This window comes from Promicromonospora sp. Populi, from assembly GCF_041081105.1.
Taxonomy (GTDB): Bacteria; Actinomycetota; Actinomycetes; order Actinomycetales; family Cellulomonadaceae; genus Promicromonospora.
In genome coordinates, this window is the sequence record NZ_CP163528.1 from 761,954 (window position 1) to 780,247 (window position 18,294).

Below are 18,294 nucleotides of genomic sequence, written 5' to 3' on the forward strand. Positions count from 1 at the left end.
CCCATCTACACTGGCGGGCGCCGCCAAGCACCGTGGAGGAAACAACCGTGGAGAACCAGACGACGTCCACCGTCGACGAGCTGGGTGTGCGCAGCCGGGGCCGTGGGCGGCGTCCTGCGGACGAGGTGCGCGGCGACGTGCTGCGCGCCGTCGGCGAGGTGCTGCTGACCGAGGGCATCGCCGACCTCACGTTCGAACGGGCCGCCCGCCTCTCGGGGGTCAGCAAGACGACCCTCTACAAGTGGTGGCCCTCCAAGGGCGCGCTGGCGCTGGACGGCTACTTCCACGCGGTCGAGGGCACGCTCGCCTTCCCCGACACGGGCGACATCGACAACGACCTGCGAGAGCAGCTCCACGCGTTCGCCCGGCTGATGACCACCACCCCGGGGGGCCGGGTCCTCGCGGAGCTGATCGGCGAGTCGCAGACCGACAAGGACCTCGCGGTCGCGTACCGCACCCTGTACTCGTCCGAGCGGCGCCGCCTGGCGGGGGAGCGGCTCCGCCAGGCGCAGGAGCAGGGCCAGCTCCGGGACGACGTCGACGTGCAGGTGGTCGTCGACCAGCTCTGGGGCGCCGTCTACCACCGGCTCCTGATCCCGGACGAGCCGATCACCAGCGCTTTTGTCGACGCCCTGGTGGACAACCTGCTGGGCGGCATCGCCCGACGCTGAGTCCCGGGTCCGGGGCTCAGCGCACCAGGCACGGCCGCTTCGGGTCGAACTCCCACCCCTCGACCAGGTACTGCATGGCCATGGCGTCGTCCCGCGCCCCGAGCCCGTGCTTCAGGTACAGCTCGTGCGCGGCGGCCAGGCGCTCGTGGTCCAGCTCGACGCCGAGCCCCGGCGTCGTCGGCACCTGGATCTCGCCGCCGACGATCTGCGGCGGGGCCGTGGTCAGGCCCTGCCCGTCCTGCCAGATCCAGTGGGTGTCCAGCGCGGTGATCGTACCGGGGGCCGCCGCTCCGACGTGCGTGAACATGGCGAGCGAGACGTCGAAATGGTTGTTGGAGTGCGATCCCCAGGTCAGGCCGAAGTCGGCGCAGAGCTGGGCCACCCGCACGGAGCCGGCCATGGTCCAGAAGTGCGGGTCGGCCAGCGGGATGTCGACTGCGCCCGCCCGCACGGCGTGCGCCAGCTCGCGCCAGTCCGTGGCGATCATGTTCGTGGCGGTCGGCAGGCCGGTAGCGCGCCGGAACTCCGCCATGACCTCGCGGCCGGAGAACCGGCCCTCCGCGCCGCACGGGTCCTCGGCATAGGCGACAACCCCGCGCATGCGCAGCCCCAGGCGGATCGCCTCTTCCAGCGGCCAGGCGCCGTTCGGGTCGAGCGTGATCCGGGCCTCGGGGAAGCGTTCCTTGAGCGCGACGACGGCGTCGACCTCCAGGTCACCGGCCTGCACGCCGCCCTTGAGCTTGAAGTCGCTGAACCCGTAGCGCTCCTGGGCGGCCTCGGCCAGCCGCACGACGGCGTCGGGCGTCAGGGCCTGCTTGCGGCGCAGGCGGCCCCACGCGTCGGACTCGTCGTCGCCGCGCAGGTACGGCAGGTCGGTGGTGCCCGGGTCGCCCACGTAGAACAGGTAGCCGAGCATCGGCACGCTCTCGCGCTGGGCGCCCTCGCCGAGCAGCTCGGCCACGGGCAGGCCCAGGTCCTGGCCGTGCAGGTCCAGCAGGGCCGACTCCAGGGCCGTGACCGCGTGCACGGTGGTGCGCAGGTCGAAGGTCTGGGTGCCGCGCCCGCCCGCGTCGCGGTGTGCGAACGCGGCGGTGACCGAGCGCAGCAGGCTCCGGTACCGGGCCACCGGCTGCCCGACGACGAGCCGCCCCGCCTCCTCGATAGTGGCCCGGATCTTCTCCCCACCGGGCACCTCGCCCAGCCCGGTACGGCCGTCGGAGTCGGTGACTATCACGATGTTCCGCGTGAAGAACGGGGCGTGGGCGCCGGACAGGTTGAGCAGCATCGAGTCGTGGCCCGCCACGGGGACCACCTCGACGCGGGCGACGGTCGGGTGGCCGCTCACTGGAGCACCCCGTCCACCCGCCGCGTCAGGTGCCACGGGTTGTCGGAGCGGACCGGCTCGGGCAGCAGGTACTCCGGCAGGTTCTGGTAGGCCACGGGGCGCAGGAATCGCTCGATCGCGAGCGTCCCCACCGAGGTGGTGCGGCTGTCCGACGTCGCGGGGAACGGCCCGCCGTGGACCATCGCGTGCCCCACCTCGACGCCGGTGGGCCAGCCGTTCGCGAGGATGCGGCCGGCGGTGCGCTCCAGGACGGGCAGCAGCGCCGCGGCGGTCTCGCGGTCGGCCTCGGTCAGGTGCAGCGTCACGGTGAGCTGCCCTTCCAGCTGTTCGACGGCGGAGAGCAGCTCGTCGGCGTCCGCGTACCGGATCACGAGCGACGCGGCGCCGAAGATCTCGGCCCCCAGCACCGGATTGCTCAGCAGGTTCGGCACCGCGCTCGCGAACACCGCGGGCGCCGGGGCGTTCTGGGTGTCGCCGGGCTTGCCGGCCCCGACCAGCCGCACGCCGTCCTGGGCGGCCAGCTCGTCGACCCCCTGCTGCCAGGCCTGCGCGATACCCGCGGTGAGCATCGTCTGCCCGGCGGCGGCCGCCGCGGCGCGTCCGGCCGCCTCGACGAAGGCGTCCCCCCGCGCGCCGTCGGGCACAAGAACGAGGCCGGGCGCGGTGCAGAGCTGGCCCGACGAGCCGGTCACCGACGTCAGGTACGCGGTGGCCAGGGCGTCGACGTCGCCGGCCAGGGCGCCGTCGAGCAGGATCGTCGGGTTGATCGAGCTCATCTCCGCGTAGATGGGGATGGGCACGGGGCGGGCCGCGGCCGCGGCGACGAGCGCGAGGCCGCCGCCGCGGGAGCCGGTGAAGCCGACGGCCTGGATCGCGGGGTCGGTCACCAGGGCCTGGCCTACGGCGTTCCCCGGCCCGTAGACCAGGGAGAACACGCCCGGGTGCAGGCCGCACTGCGCGACGGCGTCGGCCACCGCGCGGCCCACGAGCTCGGCGGTGCCGGGGTGCGCGTTGTGCGCCTTGACCACCACGGGGCAGCCGGCCGCGAGCGCCGAGGCGGTGTCGCCGCCTGCGGTGGAGAAGGCGAGCGGGAAGTTGCTCGCGCCGAACACGGCAACAGGGCCGAGCGGCACCTTGCGCTGCCGGATGTCGGTGCGGGGCAGGGAAGTGCGGTCGGGCTGGGCGGGGTCGATCCGCACGCCGCGGTGGTCGCCCTGGCGGACCACCTGCGCGAACAGGCGGAGCTGGCCGGTGGTGCGGGCGACCTCACCCGTGAGGCGGGCCGCCGGGAGACCTGTCTCGCGCATGGCCCGCGCGACGACGTCGGGCCCCAGGGCGTCGATGTTTGCCGCTATCTGCTCCAGGAACTGGGCGTGGGGTTCGGGGGCGAGCGCGGAGAAGCTCGGGAATGCCTCGCGCGCGGCAGCCGTCGCCTGGGCGACCTGCGTGTCGTCGAGGAGGGAGTAGACGGGTTCGAGCGCCTGGGCGGTCGCGGGGTCCTGCCCGGCGACGGTGCCGGCGGTGCCCGCGAGGGGCTGGCCCTCGACGATCGAGTGGCCGGTGAGGTGCGTGGTGGTCATCAGGTCTCCCATGGTGCTTCGGCCGGTGCTTCGGCCGGTGCTTCGGCCGGTGCTTCAGCGGATGCCGGCGGCGTCGATCAGGGCGCTCAGGTCTTCTCGGTCACGGTCGGTGAGGTCTTGCAGGGGTGGGCGCACGCTGCCCATGTCGCGGCCCACCGCCTTCATGCCGCCCTTGACGATCGACACCCCGTATCCCTTGGTGCGGTCGCGGATGTCGAGGTACGGCAGCACGAACTGGCTGAGCTTCTCCGTGACGGCCGCGCGGTCGAGGGCACGTACGTCACGGTAGAACGCGAGGGCGAACTCGGGCGCGAAGTTGTACATGGCGGACGAGTAGGTGCTCAGGCCGAGCTGCAGGAGCGGCAGCGCGTAGGTCTCGGCGGTGGGCAGCCCGCCGAGGTAGAAGAGCCGGTCGCCGTTTGTGGCGTGGACACGCGTGAGCTGCTCGATGTCGCCGATGGCGTCCTTGAACCCGATGAAGCTGGGGTGCCGCTCGGCGAGCCGCGCGACCGTCTGCGCGGAGTACACGGCGTTGCCGCGGTTGTAGACGATGACGCCGAGGCTGGTGGCGGCGCACACGGCGGAGGCGTGCTCCAGGAGCCCGTCCTGGTCGCACTCGGTGAGGTACGGGGGCAGCAGCAGGAGGCCCTCGGCGCCCGCTGCCTCGGCGGCCTGCGCGTTCTGGATCGCCTGGGCAGTGTTGCCGCCCGCGCTGCCCAGCACGGGCGTGCGCCCGGCGGCGGTCTCGACGGCGAGCCGGACCACCCGGGCCGACTCCTCGGGGGTCAGGCTGAAGCCCTCGCCCGTGCCGCCCGCGGCGAACAGCCCGCCGATCGCGAAGCTGGACTGCCAGTCGATGTGGGCGCGGTAGAGCGCTTCGTCGATCTCGCCGTCCCCGGCGAACGGGGTGACGGGGAACGACAGCAGCCCGTCCTTGAGGGCGACGGCGAGCTCCTGGGGTGCGTACGTGGCCACGGTGGCCCCTCCTGTGACGACGGCGATGGTCCGGCCGCCAACCTAAGAACCTCCGACGATGCCTGTCCATGCCCGATGTTGCATCGGTTCATGCTCGGGAAGCATCAAGAGCCCCGCCCGGCTCAGTCGTGCACGGGGTGCAGGTAGCGCAGGAACTCGTGCAGCGCCGGGTTCTTGGAGGCGCGGTTCCAGATGGCGTGCAGCTCGACGACGCCGTGCGGCACGTCGCCCAGCTCCAGGAACGTCACGCCGGACAGGCCGAGCAGGCGGGCCGACTCGGGGACGAACGCGACGCCGCGCCCGGCGGCCACGAGCGAGCACATGGTCAGGATCTGGCTGACGACGTGCACGACCGCCGTGTGCTCGACGGCGACGTACCGCACCACCATGTCGTGGAAGTACCGGGCCTTGGTGGGGTGGTGCCCCACCACCGCCTGGTCGCGCAGGTCGGCGACGACGACCGGCCGGTCCAGCCGTGCCAGCGGGTGCCCGTCGGGCACGGCCAGCACGAGGTCCTCCGACAGCAGGAGCCGGGAGTCGAAGCTCTCCTGGTCGAACGGGGGCCGGCCCAGCGCCAGGTCGAGCTCGCCGCGGTGGATCGCCTCGATCTGCTCCATCGTGACGAGCTCCTGGAGGTCGAGGTCGACGTCGGGCATGAACTCGGCGATCTCCTGCACGAGCGTGCCCAGGAGGCTGAACCCGGAGGCGGCGGTGAAGCCGAGGCGCAGCACACCCGCCCGGCCTGCGGCGATCTTCCGGGCCAGCGCGGGCGCGGCGTCGGCGGCGGTCAGAAGGCGGCGGGCCTCCTCGAGGAACACCGCGCCCGCCGTCGTCAGCTCGACGTGGCGGTTGTCCCGTTCCAGCAGGGGCACGCCGACGGCGCGCTCCAGCTTCTGGACCTGGCGGCTGAGCGGTGGCTGGGTCATGTTGAGCCGTTCGGCGGCGCGTCCGAAGTGGAGCTCCTCCGCCACGGCCAGGAAGCAGCGGACCTGGTCGAGGGTGTACACGATGGCCTTTCCGGGAATTGATGCATTCCGAGAATCAAGCAATGCAGTATGAGGCTTAGACAGGCATCGTATGGCTTCCTAGGCTCAACGCAGTCCTGCTCCAAGATCTCGATCTGCGTCAGAATCTCTGCGTTTATCTCAATGAGGAGAGCCGTAATGACAACTCCCGCCCACCCATCCCCGCGCACCCGCGGGGCCGTCCTGGGTGCCACCGCTGCCTTCGCCGCCCTGACCCTTGCCGCGTGCGGCGGGAACGTGGGCGCCGGGGGAGACTCCGCCGGGGCCGACTTCCCGACCGGCCCCGTGACCATCACCGTGGGTCAGGACGCCGGTGGCTCCACCGACCTGATCGCCCGGGCCGTGGCCGAGGGCATGGCCGAGGACCTCGGGGTGGCCGTCCCGGTGGTCAACCGCGCCGGGGCCAACGGCGCGGTGGCCACGGAGGAGGTCGCGGGCCAGCCCGCCGACGGGTACGAGCTGGTGCTGCTCAACGCCTCCCTCATCACGATCACCCCGCTGGCCGTGTCCGACGACGAGGCAGTGGACCTGAGCAACCTCGACGTGCTCAAGGGCCTCTCGCAGGACGACTACGTGCTGATCGCCAGCGCGGAGTCCGGGTTCGAGAACCTGGCGGACCTCCAGGACGCGTCCGGCTCGATCAAGTACGGCACCACGGGCGTCGGCACGGGCTCCCAGCTCGCGCAGGCAGCGCTGTTCGCGCAGGCCGAGATCGACGGCACGGCGGTCCCGTTCGACTCCGGCTCGCCCGCGCTCACCGCCGTCGTCGGCGACCAGGTGCAGGTGGCAACCGTGCAGCTCGGCGAGGCAAAGCCGCAGATCGACGCCGGGGGCGTGGTGCCGCTGCTCGCGTTCTCCGCCGAGCGCAACCAGTACCTGCCGGACGTGCCGACCGCCGTCGAGGAGGGCTACGACGTGCCCGTCTCCCAGTACCGCGCGATCGCCGCCCCGCAGGGTCTGCCCGACGACGTCAAGGCGCGCCTCGTCGAGGCGATCGACGCGGCCATCGCCTCGGACACCTACACGGCGTTCAATCAGAACAACCTGCTCACGCCGCACGAGATCTCGGGCGAGGAGGTCACCACCCAATGGACCGACCTCGCCGAGCGGTACCGGGCACTTACCGAGGAGTACAACATCAGCCTCGCGGACGGCTGAGCGGGCGTGGAGAGCACAACGGTCGAGCCGGCCGACGAATGGACCGAAGACGTGCCGCCGCCCGCCGGCCCGGTCGCGAACCTCGCGGCCTGCCTGGTGACAGCGGCGGTCGGCGCGGCCGGCGCGGTGGTGGCGGTCTCCCTGGGCCTCGGCACGCCGACCCAACCGGGCGCCGGCCTGTGGCCGCTGGCGATCAGCGTCGCCGTGCTGGTGCTGTCGCTCGCGCAGGTGTTCCTCGGACGCCGGGGCGGGGACGGCGAGAAGTTCTCGCGCCACTCCTGGTTCTCCCTGGTCGGCCTCGTGACTCTCCTGGGGCTGGTGGCGCTGCTGCCCGTGATCGGCTTCGAGATCCCCGCGCTGCTGCTGAGCCTGATCTGGATGAAGTTCCTCGGCGGGGAGTCCTGGCGCTCGGCCGTCCTGTACTCGGTGCTCGTCGTCGGCGTGCTGTACGCGGTCTTCGTCGGGGCGCTCGGCACCAACGTCCCGCACCTCTTCTAAGGGCCCGCCCTCTTTCAAGCGAAAGGCGCACGTGGATTCACTGCAGAACGTCCTCGCCGGCTTCGCCGTCGTGCTGGAACCGACGAACCTCCTGTACTGCCTCATCGGGGTGGTCATCGGCATGCTGATCGGCGTGCTGCCGGGCCTGGGCCCGGCCGCGACCATCGCCATCCTGCTGCCGCTGACCTACGGCGTGGAGCCCGTCACGGCGATCATCATGCTCGCCGGGATCTTCTACGGCGCCCAGTACGGCGGCACCATCACCTCCGTGCTGCTCCGCCTGCCCGGCGAGGCCAGCTCAGTGGTCACTGTCCTGGACGGGCACGCGCTCGCCCGGCAGGGCCGAGCCGGGACGGCGCTCGGCGTCGCCGCGATCGGCTCCTTCATCGGTGGCACCGTCGCGATCATCGGGCTGACCTTCCTCGCGCCGCTCGTGGCGGGCTTCGCCCTGGACTTCGGGCCGCCCGAGTATGCCGCCCTCGCGCTGCTGGGCATCCTCCTGGTCTCGACCATCGCGTCCGGGGCCAAGGTAAAGGCGCTGATCGCCGCCGCCATCGGGCTGCTGCTGGCCACGGTCGGGCGGGACATCTTCACCGGCACCGAACGCTTCACGTTCGACAACCTGAGCCTGGCCGACGGCATCGACTTCGTCCCCGTCGCCATGGGCCTGTTCGGTCTCGGCGAGATCCTCTACAACCTCGAGGACCGGCACCGCGCGGTGCACGCCCCGGGCAAGGTCGCCAACGTCTGGCCGTCGCGCACGGACCTCCGGGAGTCGTCCGGCGCCGTCGCCCGCGGGTCCGTGCTCGGGTTCTTCCTCGGCATCCTGCCCGGCGGCGGCGCGACCATCGCCTCCATGGCCGCCTACGCCGCCGAGAAGAAGCGTGCCAAGGACCCGAGCCGGTTCGGCAAGGGCGCCATCGAGGGCGTCGCGGGCCCGGAGACGGCGAACAACGCCGCCGCCACCAGCTCGTTCATCCCGCTGCTCACCCTCGGCATCCCCGCCAACGCCACCATGGCGCTCATGTTCGGCGCGCTCCTCATCCAGGGCATCACCCCCGGCCCGCAGCTGGTGACCGAGCACCCCGAGCTGTTCTGGGGCGTCGTCAACTCGATGTACATCGGCAACGTGCTGCTGCTGATCATGTCCATCCCGCTGGTCGGCGTGTTCGTCCGCATCCTGCGGGTGCGGTCCGCGATCCTCGCGCCGGTCACCGCGCTGATCACGATGATCGGCGCCTACACCATCAACAACTCCGTGTTCGACGTGCTCCTGGTCGTCGTCTTCGGCGCCGTCGGCTACCTGATGAAGAAGTTCGGCTTCGAGCCGGGCCCGCTCGTCCTGGCGTTTGTGCTCGGCTCCCTGCTGGAGTCCAGCCTGCGGCGCTCGCTGCTGATGTTCGACGGGTCCGCCGCCGGGTTCTTCACGCGGCCCATCTCCGCGACGCTGCTGGTCGTGTTCGTGGTGGTCGCCGTGCTGCCCCTGGTCCGGTCCGTCCGCAACCGGCGGGCGGCCCAGGTGCCAGCCCAGAACCGAGAGGAAGAGTCAGTATGAGCATCGTCGTCGGCTACGTGCCCACGCCCGCGGGGGAGGCCGCCGTGCGGGCGGCGATCACCGAGGCCCGGCTCCGGGACGAGGACCTGCTCGTCGTGAACTCGGCGCGCGAGGGTTCGGTGGTGGAGACCACCGTCGCGACGACGGAGGACCTCTCCCGGGTCCTCACCCTGGCGGACGACGCCGGGGTGCGCGCCGAGGTGGTGCGCGGCACGCACCGGGACGACTTCACCGACGAGATCCTCGACCTGGCCGAGAAGCACGACGTGTCGCTCATCGTGATCGGCCTGCGCCGCCGCAGCACGGTCGGGAAGTTCATCATGGGCTCGGTGGCGCAGCGCATCCTGCTGCAGGCGGACCACCCGGTGCTGGCGGTCAAGCCGCCGCGCTAGCTGGGGCGCTGCGAGGCGGGCGGGCCCGGGGAGACACGTGTACTGCGGGATGTGTTGCTCTGAGTCGACAACGTCTACTCAGAGCAACACATCTGAGCCGGTCTAACGGGGACACGAGGAACCGTGTAAGCGGAAGTTCGTCGGTTCATGGGGGCGGACGATGCCGACCACAGCAGGTGCTGTGCTCAACGTGGTTCGGTGGAGAGTGCTGCGCCCGACTCCTCGACGAGGCGGCGGCGGGAGGCTGCCAGGTGGACCCGCATCGCCGCTGCTGCTGCCAGTGGGTCCTGCGACTCCAGCGCAGCGAGCACCGCCCGGTGCTCCTGCACGACGGCGGTGAAGCGGCCGCCGTCGTCGAGGTCAGCGCCGCGCCGGTCGAGCCGGCCGCGCGGCATGGCGATCATCTGCGGTCCCAGCCGGTCCAGGGCCTCCAGCAGGAACCGGTTGCCCGCGGCCTCGGCGACAAGCCGGTGGAAGGCGAAGTCGTGCTGCATCGCGGTCGCCGGGTGGCCTTCCGACGACGCGAGCGCGTCCAGACGGTCGGCCAGCGCCGCGAGCTGGGCCGGCGTGCGTCGGGTAGCGGCGAGCGCGGCGGCCTCGGCCTCCAGCGCCAGGCGGTACTCGACCAAGGCGAGACGGTCGGCCAGCGAGCGGGCGAGCGGTGGGGCGCCGTCGGCGTCGTCGGCCGGGGGAGTGAGCGCGTAGCTGCCGCTGCCCCGCCGCGTGTGGACCAGGCCCTCCAGGTTGAGGCGCGCTATCGCCTCGCGGACGACGGTGCGGCTCACCCCGTGCTCGGTCGCCAGCTGCGGCTCGCTGGGCAGCTTCTCGCCGGGTGCGATGTCGCCGTTGACGATGCGGGTCCGCAGCGTCTCGACCAGGGTGCTGCTCAACGTAGGAGCCATGTCGCAATGCTTCCATCCATGAGAGGTTGCCGGGGGTCGACGGCGGGGTACAGGGTCAGGCGCCGAAGAGGGCGGTGTCCGTGGTCCAGACGCGCGCCTGGTCGCTGAGCGTGACCCCGAGGCCCGGTCGGTCCGGGATCAGCATGCGGCCGTCCTTCGTCTCCAGGCGTTCGTTGAACAGCGGGTCGAGCCAGTCGAAGTGCTCCACCCAGGGCTCGCGCGGATAGGTCGCGGCCAGGTGGAGGTGGATCTCCATGGCGAAGTGCGGCGCGAGGTCCAGCCCGGCCTGGTCGGCGAGCGTGAGCAGGCGCAGGAACTGCGTGATGCCGCCGATGCGCGGGGCGTCCGGCTGGATGATGTCGCACGCGCGGGTGGTGATCAGGCGCTCGTGCTCGGCCACCGAGGCGAGCATCTCGCCCGTGGCGATCGGGGTGTCGAGGGCGGTGGCGAGGGCGGCGTGGCCCTCGGCGTCGTACGCGTCCAGGGGCTCCTCGATCCAGACCAGGTCGAACTCCTCCAGGCGCCGGCCCATCCGCAGTGCGGTGGTGCGGTCCCACTGCTGGTTGGCGTCGACCATGAGCGGCACACCCGCGCCGATGTGCTCGCGGACGGCGGCCACCCGGGCGAGGTCGCGCGCGCCGTCGGGCAGGCCGACCTTGATCTTGATGCCGCCGATGCCCTCGGCGATCGACCGGCTTGCGCGCTCCTTGACCTCCTCGATGCTGGCGTTCAGGAAGCCGCCGGAGGTGTTGTAGGTGCGCACGGAGTCGCGGTGCGCGCCGAGCAGCTTGGCGAGCGGCAGGCCCGCGCGCTTGGCCTTGAGGTCGTACAGGGCGATGTCGATGGCGGCCAGCGCCTGGGTCGCCACACCCGAGCGGCCCACCGAGGCGCCCGCCCACAACAGCTTGGTGTAGAGCTTGGCGATGTCGTTCGGGTCCTCGCCGACGGCGGCCTGCGCCACCTCCTTCGCGTGCGCGTACTGGGCGGGGCCGCCGGCGCGCTTGGAGTAGGAGAAGCCGAGGCCCTCGAAGCCCTGCTCGGTGGTGATCTCCGCGAACAGGAAGACGACCTCGGTCATCGGCTTCTGGCGGCCGGTGAAGACCTTGGCATCGGAGATGGCGGTGGCCAGGGGGAGCGTGACAGACGAGAGCCGCACGGTCCGGATGGCGTCGGGCAAGTAGGTCATGGCGCTCCTTTGCGGCGGGGTGTGCGTCACTCATCATACAAATACATAACCTGTATGACTAATCTGTCTCTCGGCGAACGGAGGGTGGTCTTGGGGCACTGCTCTCAGGTGGCACCCTGGGCCCATGACCACCCATCTCGTCGTCGGCGCAGGTCCCGTCGGCACCGCCCTCGCGTCCCGGCTGTCCCAGGCCGGCCGCACCGTCCGCGTGGTGACTCGCTCCGGCGGCGGGCCCGCCCTGGGCCGCGTCCAGCGGATCGCGCTCGACGCGCTCGACTCCGTGGCGCTCGCGAACGCCGCCCGCGGCGTCGGCGTGATCTACAACTGCGCGAACCCCGGGCCGTACCCGACCTGGGAGCGCGGGTGGCCGCCACTGGCGAAGTCGGTGCTGTACGCGGCCGAGTCGTCGGGCGCGGTGCTCGTCACCCTCGGAAACCTCTACGGCTATGGCCCGGTCGACGGTCCGATGACCCGCGACCGGCCGCTGGCGCCGTCGAGCGCCGTCGGTGCGGTCCGGGCGCGGATGTGGCAGGAGGCGCTCGACGCGCACCGTGCCGGCCGGGTGCGCGTAACCGAGGCGCGAGCCTCCGACTACATCGGGCCGACCGTGACCGACGCGCACGGAGTGCTGCCGATGTACGCGGCCGCGACGCTCGCAGGCAAGCCGGCGTCGGTCATGGCTGACCCGGACCAGCCGCACACCTGGACGGCGGTCGACGACGTGGTCTCGACCCTCATCGCGCTCGGCGCCGACGACCGGGCCTGGGGCTCGCCCTGGATCGTGCCGTCCAACCCGCCCGTGACCGTCCGCGAGGTGCTGCGCGAGCTGGGCGCCCGGGCCGGGACCGGTGAGCCGCGCCTGCGGCGGGTGCCTCGCGTCGCACTGCGCGCGGGAGGCCTCGCGTCGCCCCTGGTCCGGGAGGCGCTGAGCGTGCTGTACCAGTTTGACCGGCCGTTCGTCGCGGACGCGACCGAGACGAGCAACGTACTCGGCGTCCACCCGACGCCGTGGGCCGACGTGCTGGAGGTCACCGCGAAGGCCTGGCACGCCCGGGTCGTGCCCATGAGCTAGGTGGCTGGTAGCATCGCCGTATGGCGATGACAGAGTCAAAGCACGATCATGCCGAGGGCGCCGACGGGATGACCGTGGCGGCGTGCCTGTTCCACGGGTTCTCGGACCCGTCGCGGCTGGCGATCCTGCGGCACCTGGCCCTGGGCGAGCACCGGGTCGTGGACCTGACCGGGCACCTCGGCCTCGCGCAGTCGACGGTCTCCAAGCACCTCGCCTGCCTGCGCGACTGCGGGCTGGTCGAGTCCCGGCCGCAGGGCCGGGCGTCCGTGTTCTCGCTGACGCACATGGAGGCGACGCTCGCGGTCCTGGAGTCTGCCGAGCGCCTCCTCGCGCTCACCGGTGACGCCGTCGCGCTGTGCCCGGAGCACAGCGCCGACCACGCGGCCGCGTCGCTCGCCCCGGCGGCATCGAGGGGGGCGGCATGACCGGCCACCAGCACGACCACGGCGCCCACGGGGCGGATGGCGCGCAGGGCAACCGGCTCCGCCTCGCCGTCGCGTTCGGGATCACGGCGGTGGTCTTCGTGGCCCAGGCCGTCGGGGCCTTGGTCACGGGCAGCCTCGCGCTCCTGGTCGACACCGCGCACATGCTCACCGACGTCGCCGGGCTCGCCATCGCGCTGTTCGCGGCGTCGCTCGCGCTCCGGCCGCCGTCACCCCGCCGGACCTGGGGGTTCCGGCGCGCCGAGATCCTGGCCGCGCTTGCCCAGGCCGCCGTGCTGCTTGCCGTGGGCGTCTACGCCCTGGTCGAGGGCGTGAGCCGTCTGGTCGGCCCGGCCGAGGCGCCCGGCCCGGGCCTCCTGGTGTTCGGCATCGTGGGCCTGACTGGCAACGTGGTGGCGCTGTTGGTGCTGGCTGGCGGCCGGTCGGCGTCGCTCAACCTGCGGGCCGCGTTCCTGGAGGTGGCGAACGACGCGCTCGGGTCGGTGGCGGTGATCGTGGCCGCCGTCGTGATCGCGACCACCGGCTGGCAGCGCGCCGACGCCGTCGCCGGGCTGGTCATCGCCGTGCTGATCCTGCCGCGGGCACTCGCGCTGCTGCGCGACTCGGTGAACGTGCTGCTGGAGTCCACGCCGTCCGGGATCGACCTCGACGAGGTCCGGGCGCGGCTGCTGGAGGTCGAGCACGTCGAGGCGGTCCACGACCTGCACGCGTCCCTGGTCGCCACCGGCCTGCCGACGATCAGCGCGCACGTCGTGGTGCGGGACGTCTGCTTCCGCAACGGGCAGGCGCCCCCGGTCCTGGACGCGCTGCAGAAGTGCGTGGCCACCCAGTTCGACGTGTCCGTCGAGCACTCGACCTTCCAGCTCGAGCCCGCCGAGCACGCCCGCCACGAGGCGGCGACGCACGCCTGACGCCAGGTCAGCCGGCCGGCGGGGAGGCCGGGCCGCAGATGCGCTCGACCAGGTCGCGCCAGCCCGCCTCGTAGCGGGTCGTGGGCCCGGGCCCACCCGACGCCGGCCCGCCCAACGCCGGCCCGTCGGATTCCGGCGCAGCGAAGAGCCGCAGCAGGAGCGGGCCGTCCAGCGCTGAGGCGAGCTGTCCGGCCAGGACGTCGAGGTCGGCGCCGGGCAGGTCGAGCTCACGCAGCAGGACCCGGATATGGATCTCCGACAGCGGCCGGCGCTTGCCGGCCGGCTGGCGGCCGTCGAACGTGGCGCGGGCCACGGCATGGTGCTCCGCGAGGAAGCGGATACGGGCCTGTCCGTAGGCCACGAGGCGGTCGACCGGCGGCGCTCCCGGCCCGAGTGGCGGCGGACCTGAGAGCACTTCCTGCTGGAGGGTGCGCTCGCTGTCGTCGAGCAGGGCCTGGAAGATCCCCGCCCTGGTCCCGAACCGGCGGAACACGGTGCCCTTGCCGAGCCCGGAATGCTCGGCAAGGCGATCCATCGTGAGGCAGTCGGCCCCGACCTCGGCCAGGAGCTCGCGGGCGCTTGCGAGCAGCAGCTGACGGTTGCGCGCCGCATCGGCCCGCTCGGGCTGCGGTGTGCCCCACGTCATCGGCGTGCTCATGCCCGGATGCTATCGGGAATCGCGTAAGCGGGGTAAAGTCCGGTTAGGTCGGCCGGGTGGCCGACGTACGGACGAGGAGGACGAGATGGCAGACATGAACACCGAGATCATCGAGGCGTTCCGCGCGAACGCGGGGGTCGTGGACGCGCCGGTCGCGGGCGGGCACTTCGACGGCAAGCGCCTCCTGCTCCTGCACCACGTCGGGCGAGTCTCCGGCACGGAACGCGTGACGCCGCTCGTGGCCGCGACCGACGGCACCGCCTACCTCATCGTCGGCTCGATGGGCGGGGCTCCGAAGGACCCGACCTGGGTCGCGAACGTCGAGGATGGCCCCGATGAGCTGACCATCGAGGTCGGCGCGGAGACCCTGCAGGCGGCCGCCACCGTGGTGCGCCCGACGTCGCCCGAGTGGGCACGGCTCTACGGGATCTGGGCCGAGTACTGGCCGGACGCTCGGGAGTACGAGACGCACACCGACCGCAAGTTCCCCGTCATCCGGCTGGAGCCCGTGGCCTGAGCGCCGCCTCCGGCTCAGCCGAGCGAGCGGACGAACTCTCGCACGCGCGCCGCCATCTCGTCCGGCACCTCCGCGACGGTGAAGTGGCCACCCTCCTCGAGGCGGTCGAACACCCGCAGGTCGAGGTAGTGGCGGCGCGCGAGCGACTCGGGGTACGTCGCCGCGTGCCGCTGGATGAAGACGGCAGCCGGCACCGTCGTCGGCGGGATCGGGTCGGGCTGGTCAGCGCCCTCGTAGTACGGGCGGAACGACGACCCGATCGTCTGCGTCGCCCAGTAGATCGTCGCCTCGGTGAGGATGCGGTCGCGTGAGATGCGGCGCTCCACCCCTCGCGGGTCGCCGGGCGGGGTGTCGCTCCACTCGACGAGCTTCTCGGCCAGCCACGCGAGCAGGCCGGCGGGGGAGTCGTTGAGGGCGGTCGCGAGTGTGTCAGGTCTCGTGGCCTGGACGTGGCCGTAGGCGCCGTCGGTCTGGTGCTTCGCGGCTATGCCGGCGAAGAACTCCTTGACGGCCGGGTCGGTCAGCGCAGCGCGCTCCTTGGTGGTGGGGAAGTGCGCGTGGGTCGCGATGATCCCGGCCACGTGCTCGGGGTAGCGGGCGGCGATGAGGTCGCTGACGTTCGCCGTGACGTCCTCGCCGTAGGTGAAGTACCGCTCGTAGCCGAGCACGTCGGTCATCAGGGCGTGCATCGTTGCCGCGAGCCGCTTCTCCGACATCTCGCCGGTGGCGTACGGCGAGGAGAAGGCGAACCCAGGCAGGCTCGCGACGACCACGTGGAAGTCGGGCAGCAGGTCGGCGAAGTCGAGCTGCAGCGCGAACGTGTGCGGCCAGCCGTGCAGCACGAGGAGCACCGGCGCGTCCGCTGTGTTCGAGCGCAGGTGTGCGAAGTGCACCGCGGCGTCACCGATCTCGGCGATGAACTGCGGGTGCGTGTTCAGCCATGCCTCGCGCACCCGCCAGTCCCAGCCGATCCACTCGTCGACCAGCTCGCGCAGGTACTCGGCCGTCATGCCCGACGCCGGGCGCCGGGGCGAGGCGGCCGGGATCCGGCTGCGCGCAAGGCGGTCCCGCAGGTCGATGAGCACCTGGTCGGGGACGTGCACGGTGAAGGGTCGGGGCTGGCTCATGAACCTCACGCTATGTCGAGCCACTGACAGTGCTGATGTCCGGGTGGCATCGACCGAGGCGGCGTTCAGAACGGTGGGTCCGGGTCGGCTGGGCCGTTCGGGCCGGTCGGACCGTTCGGATCGGTCGTGGTGCCGGAGGTGCCCGGGTCGCCGGGGTCGCCGGGGTTGCCAGGGTCGCCGGGCACAGTTCTGGGTTCGGTGGACTGGTAGGCGCGGGGCAGTCGACGTCCGGTCAGGGCGCGAAGGGTCAGGTCGTAGCTGGATTCGGGGTCGACCTCGTCGATCTCGACGTGGGTGTCCAGCACGGTCGGTGGTCGGACGTGGTTCCGGCCGGCGGGGGTGGTCCACGTCGTGACCCCGGTCGCGGGGTCACGCACGACGCCCCAGCCCGCGTGCGTCTTGAGCAGGTGATGCCTGCGGCACAACGGGTGCAGGTTCTCGGCGCGCGTCTGTCCTCTAGTGCCGGGCCGGAGGGAACTGGGGTCGAGATCATGATCGAACGGCACGATGTGGTCCAGGTCGTCCCAGTCCGCGGGTCGTTCGCACTGAAGGAACATGCAAGTCTTGTCCCGGGCGACGACCGCCTGACGCAGCACCTTGCCCGGCCGGTACGTCGTGGTCGAGTAGTCGGTGAGGACCCCCGTGACCGGGTCGGTGACCAGGCGCTGCCAGGTCGCGTCGGTGGCGATCTGGGCGGCGAGGTCCGCGGTGACCGGCCCGAACCCCTCCAGCTCGCCCGGGGCATCGTCCAGGCCGAGGAGCGCGCTGACCGGGACCGTGACCCGCACCACGGGCCGGGTCGGTGTCACGCGCACCACCTGAACGATCTCTTGTACGACGGGTGGGCGGCCACCACATGTACACACCGGCCCGGCCACATCGCCGTCCGTACCTGCACCGTTCTGCGCGTCCTCGCCCGCAACGGCGGCCATGTCGCCCGACGAGCCCGGCTTCGTGCGACCGTGCGTGTCGGTCCGGTCATGGGCGTCGGTGTGGTCCTGGGGGTTGGTGCAGGTGCAGGTGTCGGTGAATCGGTCGGCCGGCAGGAGGCGGCCGGTGACGATGCCGGTCAGGGAGTCTGCTCGTAGCTGGACGAGGGTGCGTTCCTCGCCCGTGACGTGTCGGAGCTGGTGGGCCATGTCGTCCACGACGCCCCATACCGCTGCCGCGTCGGCGGCCGGCAGGTAGGCCGAGAGCCAGCCCATGTCGTTCTCCGCCCGGTCCAGGTGGACCGAGCGGTGTTGTGCTGCGGCCTGGGCGGCCTTCGCTGATCCGTGCCGGTCCTTGGCGAACGCGAGCATCTTGGTCTGCAGCCACCGCCACGTCCTGCGCGGTGCTTGGGGCAGATACTTCGCGATCGCCTCGGCCCGCTCGGCAAGCGTGAGCTGGGTCGCGGACCGCAACAACGTGTGGGCCTTCTTGATGTCGATCCGGCCGGTCTCCAGTGCGTGGATCACGGTGGGGTGGTCTGTCCCGGACTCGGCGCGGACCACGACCTCGCTCGCTTCCTCACCGGTCACCACCAGTTCAGTGGTGACCTGTGCGACCAGGGAGCTGTGGGCGAGCGGGTGGGTCTCACGGGCGGCGCGCTCGCCTACGACCCGCGCCTGCACCCCGGCAGCCCAGGACTGCAGCCGCCCGCAAGCGGTCACCAGATCACCCAACGCGTCATCGGGTAGCTCGGCCAGCAGGTCAGCCTGCGGGTCCATCGCCTCGGTGACCACACGCGCCAGCTCCGCGCCTGGCGCCCCGGCGAACGCTGCCCGCAACTGCGCCGCTGGCCAGAGGGCGACGGGCACACTGTCCGGAGGCCAGCCCGAATCCCACGACGACACCCAGCTCGGCACCGCATCCTCAGGCACGAGGCGGATCGGCATCCCGTCGCGCATGATCAGTTTCCCGGGGAGCTGATCGTCCGGGAGCGGGTCAGGCGGGAGCGCGATGTCCAACAGCGCGTCGTCCCAGACCATGTCGATCTCGTCGACGGTCGGCTTTTCAAACATCGCAGCACCTCCTTCTCTCGTTCTCAGGTGCCTCAAAGACAGTCAACGCACCTGTCAAAACCGGACATGTGTTCGACTATATCGAACCCGCGGCGCCCACTACCTGTTCTTCTGCCATCCGCGTAAGCGCTCCATTCCAGGATGCGTCGACGGTGCTGGCCCCGACAGAATCGCGCGGCCCGTCGATCGACCTCGCCGCCCGGCGCTTGCCCACTGGCCTTCCGCTCAACCTCGCCGCCGGTCGTGAAGGAGTAATATATTACTGAAGTTGCCCAT

Annotated in this window: 18 protein-coding genes; 9 read left to right on the plus strand and 9 right to left on the minus strand. The window is 71.8% G+C overall.

Features of this window, described 5'->3' with window-relative positions:
• Positions 1–47 precede the first annotated feature (47 nt).
• On the plus strand, positions 48–671 hold the full coding sequence (locus AB1046_RS03430; protein ID WP_369372400.1) for a TetR-like C-terminal domain-containing protein: 624 nt from the start codon (positions 48–50) through the stop codon (positions 669–671).
• A 16-nt stretch (positions 672–687) separates the two neighbouring features.
• Here AB1046_RS03430 and AB1046_RS03435 read toward each other — a convergent pair whose 3' ends face one another.
• From AB1046_RS03435 to AB1046_RS03450, 4 genes are all read right to left on the minus strand, one after another.
• Complete coding sequence (locus AB1046_RS03435; RefSeq protein WP_369372401.1) at positions 688–2,016, minus strand: enolase C-terminal domain-like protein; 1,329 nt, start codon at positions 2,014–2,016, stop codon at positions 688–690.
• Positions 2,013–3,596 (minus strand): aldehyde dehydrogenase (NADP(+)), encoded by a 1,584-nt coding sequence (locus tag AB1046_RS03440; RefSeq protein ID WP_369372402.1) that lies wholly within the window; start codon positions 3,594–3,596, stop codon positions 2,013–2,015. The genes AB1046_RS03435 and AB1046_RS03440 overlap by 4 nt, the downstream gene beginning before the upstream one ends.
• Positions 3,597–3,650: 54 nt before the next feature.
• Positions 3,651–4,571, minus strand: a complete 921-nt coding sequence (gene kdgD / locus AB1046_RS03445; RefSeq protein WP_369372403.1) for a 5-dehydro-4-deoxyglucarate dehydratase — start codon at positions 4,569–4,571, stop codon at positions 3,651–3,653.
• A gap of 122 nt (positions 4,572–4,693) precedes the next feature.
• Complete coding sequence (locus tag AB1046_RS03450) at positions 4,694–5,578, minus strand: LysR family transcriptional regulator (protein WP_369372404.1); 885 nt, start codon at positions 5,576–5,578, stop codon at positions 4,694–4,696.
• A 156-nt stretch (positions 5,579–5,734) separates the two neighbouring features.
• On the opposite strand from AB1046_RS03450, the gene AB1046_RS03455 reads away from it, so the two are divergent.
• Genes AB1046_RS03455 through AB1046_RS03470 form a run of 4 tightly spaced genes read left to right on the plus strand, consistent with a single transcriptional unit; the run spans position 5,735 to position 9,199 of the window.
• Positions 5,735–6,754, plus strand: a complete 1,020-nt coding sequence (locus tag AB1046_RS03455) for a Bug family tripartite tricarboxylate transporter substrate binding protein (RefSeq protein WP_369372405.1) — start codon at positions 5,735–5,737, stop codon at positions 6,752–6,754.
• A gap of 6 nt (positions 6,755–6,760) precedes the next feature.
• A complete protein-coding gene (locus AB1046_RS03460; protein ID WP_369372406.1) occupies positions 6,761–7,252 on the plus strand; it encodes a tripartite tricarboxylate transporter TctB family protein in 492 nt (163 codons plus the stop codon).
• Positions 7,253–7,283: 31 nt separating this feature from the next.
• A complete protein-coding gene (locus AB1046_RS03465; protein WP_369372407.1) occupies positions 7,284–8,807 on the plus strand; it encodes a tripartite tricarboxylate transporter permease in 1,524 nt (507 codons plus the stop codon).
• Entirely contained in the window at positions 8,804–9,199 is a 396-nt protein-coding gene (locus AB1046_RS03470) for a universal stress protein (protein ID WP_369372408.1), read from the plus strand. Before AB1046_RS03465 ends, AB1046_RS03470 begins: the two co-directional genes overlap by 4 nt.
• A 185-nt stretch (positions 9,200–9,384) precedes the next feature.
• Here the strand turns inward: AB1046_RS03470 and AB1046_RS03475 are convergent, their stop codons facing one another.
• Positions 9,385–10,101, minus strand: coding sequence for a FadR/GntR family transcriptional regulator (locus AB1046_RS03475; protein ID WP_369372409.1), 717 nt, complete (start codon positions 10,099–10,101; stop codon positions 9,385–9,387).
• A 55-nt stretch (positions 10,102–10,156) separates the two neighbouring features.
• Positions 10,157–11,287 (minus strand): mandelate racemase/muconate lactonizing enzyme family protein, encoded by a 1,131-nt coding sequence (locus AB1046_RS03480; RefSeq protein ID WP_369372410.1) that lies wholly within the window; start codon positions 11,285–11,287, stop codon positions 10,157–10,159.
• A gap of 124 nt (positions 11,288–11,411) precedes the next feature.
• Here AB1046_RS03480 and AB1046_RS03485 point away from each other — a divergent pair, with 124 nt between their 5' ends.
• The 3 genes from AB1046_RS03485 to AB1046_RS03495 are packed head-to-tail and all read left to right on the plus strand — an operon-like array spanning position 11,412 to position 13,713.
• Positions 11,412–12,359, plus strand: coding sequence for an NAD-dependent epimerase/dehydratase family protein (locus tag AB1046_RS03485; RefSeq protein WP_369372411.1), 948 nt, complete (start codon positions 11,412–11,414; stop codon positions 12,357–12,359).
• 20 nt (positions 12,360–12,379) lie between these two features.
• Positions 12,380–12,784, plus strand: a complete 405-nt coding sequence (locus tag AB1046_RS03490; RefSeq protein ID WP_369372412.1) for an ArsR/SmtB family transcription factor — start codon at positions 12,380–12,382, stop codon at positions 12,782–12,784.
• Positions 12,781–13,713 carry a cation diffusion facilitator family transporter gene (locus AB1046_RS03495; protein ID WP_369372413.1) on the plus strand — a complete coding sequence of 311 codons (933 nt, stop codon included), beginning with the start codon at positions 12,781–12,783 and terminating at the stop codon, positions 13,711–13,713. Before AB1046_RS03490 ends, AB1046_RS03495 begins: the two co-directional genes overlap by 4 nt.
• A gap of 7 nt (positions 13,714–13,720) precedes the next feature.
• Here the strand turns inward: AB1046_RS03495 and AB1046_RS03500 are convergent, their stop codons facing one another.
• Positions 13,721–14,371, minus strand: a complete 651-nt coding sequence (locus AB1046_RS03500) for a TetR/AcrR family transcriptional regulator (protein ID WP_369372414.1) — start codon at positions 14,369–14,371, stop codon at positions 13,721–13,723.
• A gap of 85 nt (positions 14,372–14,456) precedes the next feature.
• Between AB1046_RS03500 and AB1046_RS03505 the strand changes: the two genes are divergently transcribed.
• Positions 14,457–14,888, plus strand: a complete 432-nt coding sequence (locus tag AB1046_RS03505) for a nitroreductase/quinone reductase family protein (protein WP_369372415.1) — start codon at positions 14,457–14,459, stop codon at positions 14,886–14,888.
• Positions 14,889–14,902: 14 nt separating this feature from the next.
• Here AB1046_RS03505 and AB1046_RS03510 read toward each other — a convergent pair whose 3' ends face one another.
• The gene (locus AB1046_RS03510) at positions 14,903–16,015 is read right to left on the minus strand and encodes an epoxide hydrolase family protein (RefSeq protein ID WP_369372416.1); all 1,113 of its coding nucleotides are present in this window, start codon (positions 16,013–16,015) and stop codon (positions 14,903–14,905) included.
• 65 nt (positions 16,016–16,080) lie between these two features.
• A complete protein-coding gene (locus AB1046_RS03515) occupies positions 16,081–18,018 on the minus strand; it encodes an HNH endonuclease (protein WP_369372417.1) in 1,938 nt (645 codons plus the stop codon).
• Positions 18,019–18,294 lie beyond the last annotated feature (276 nt).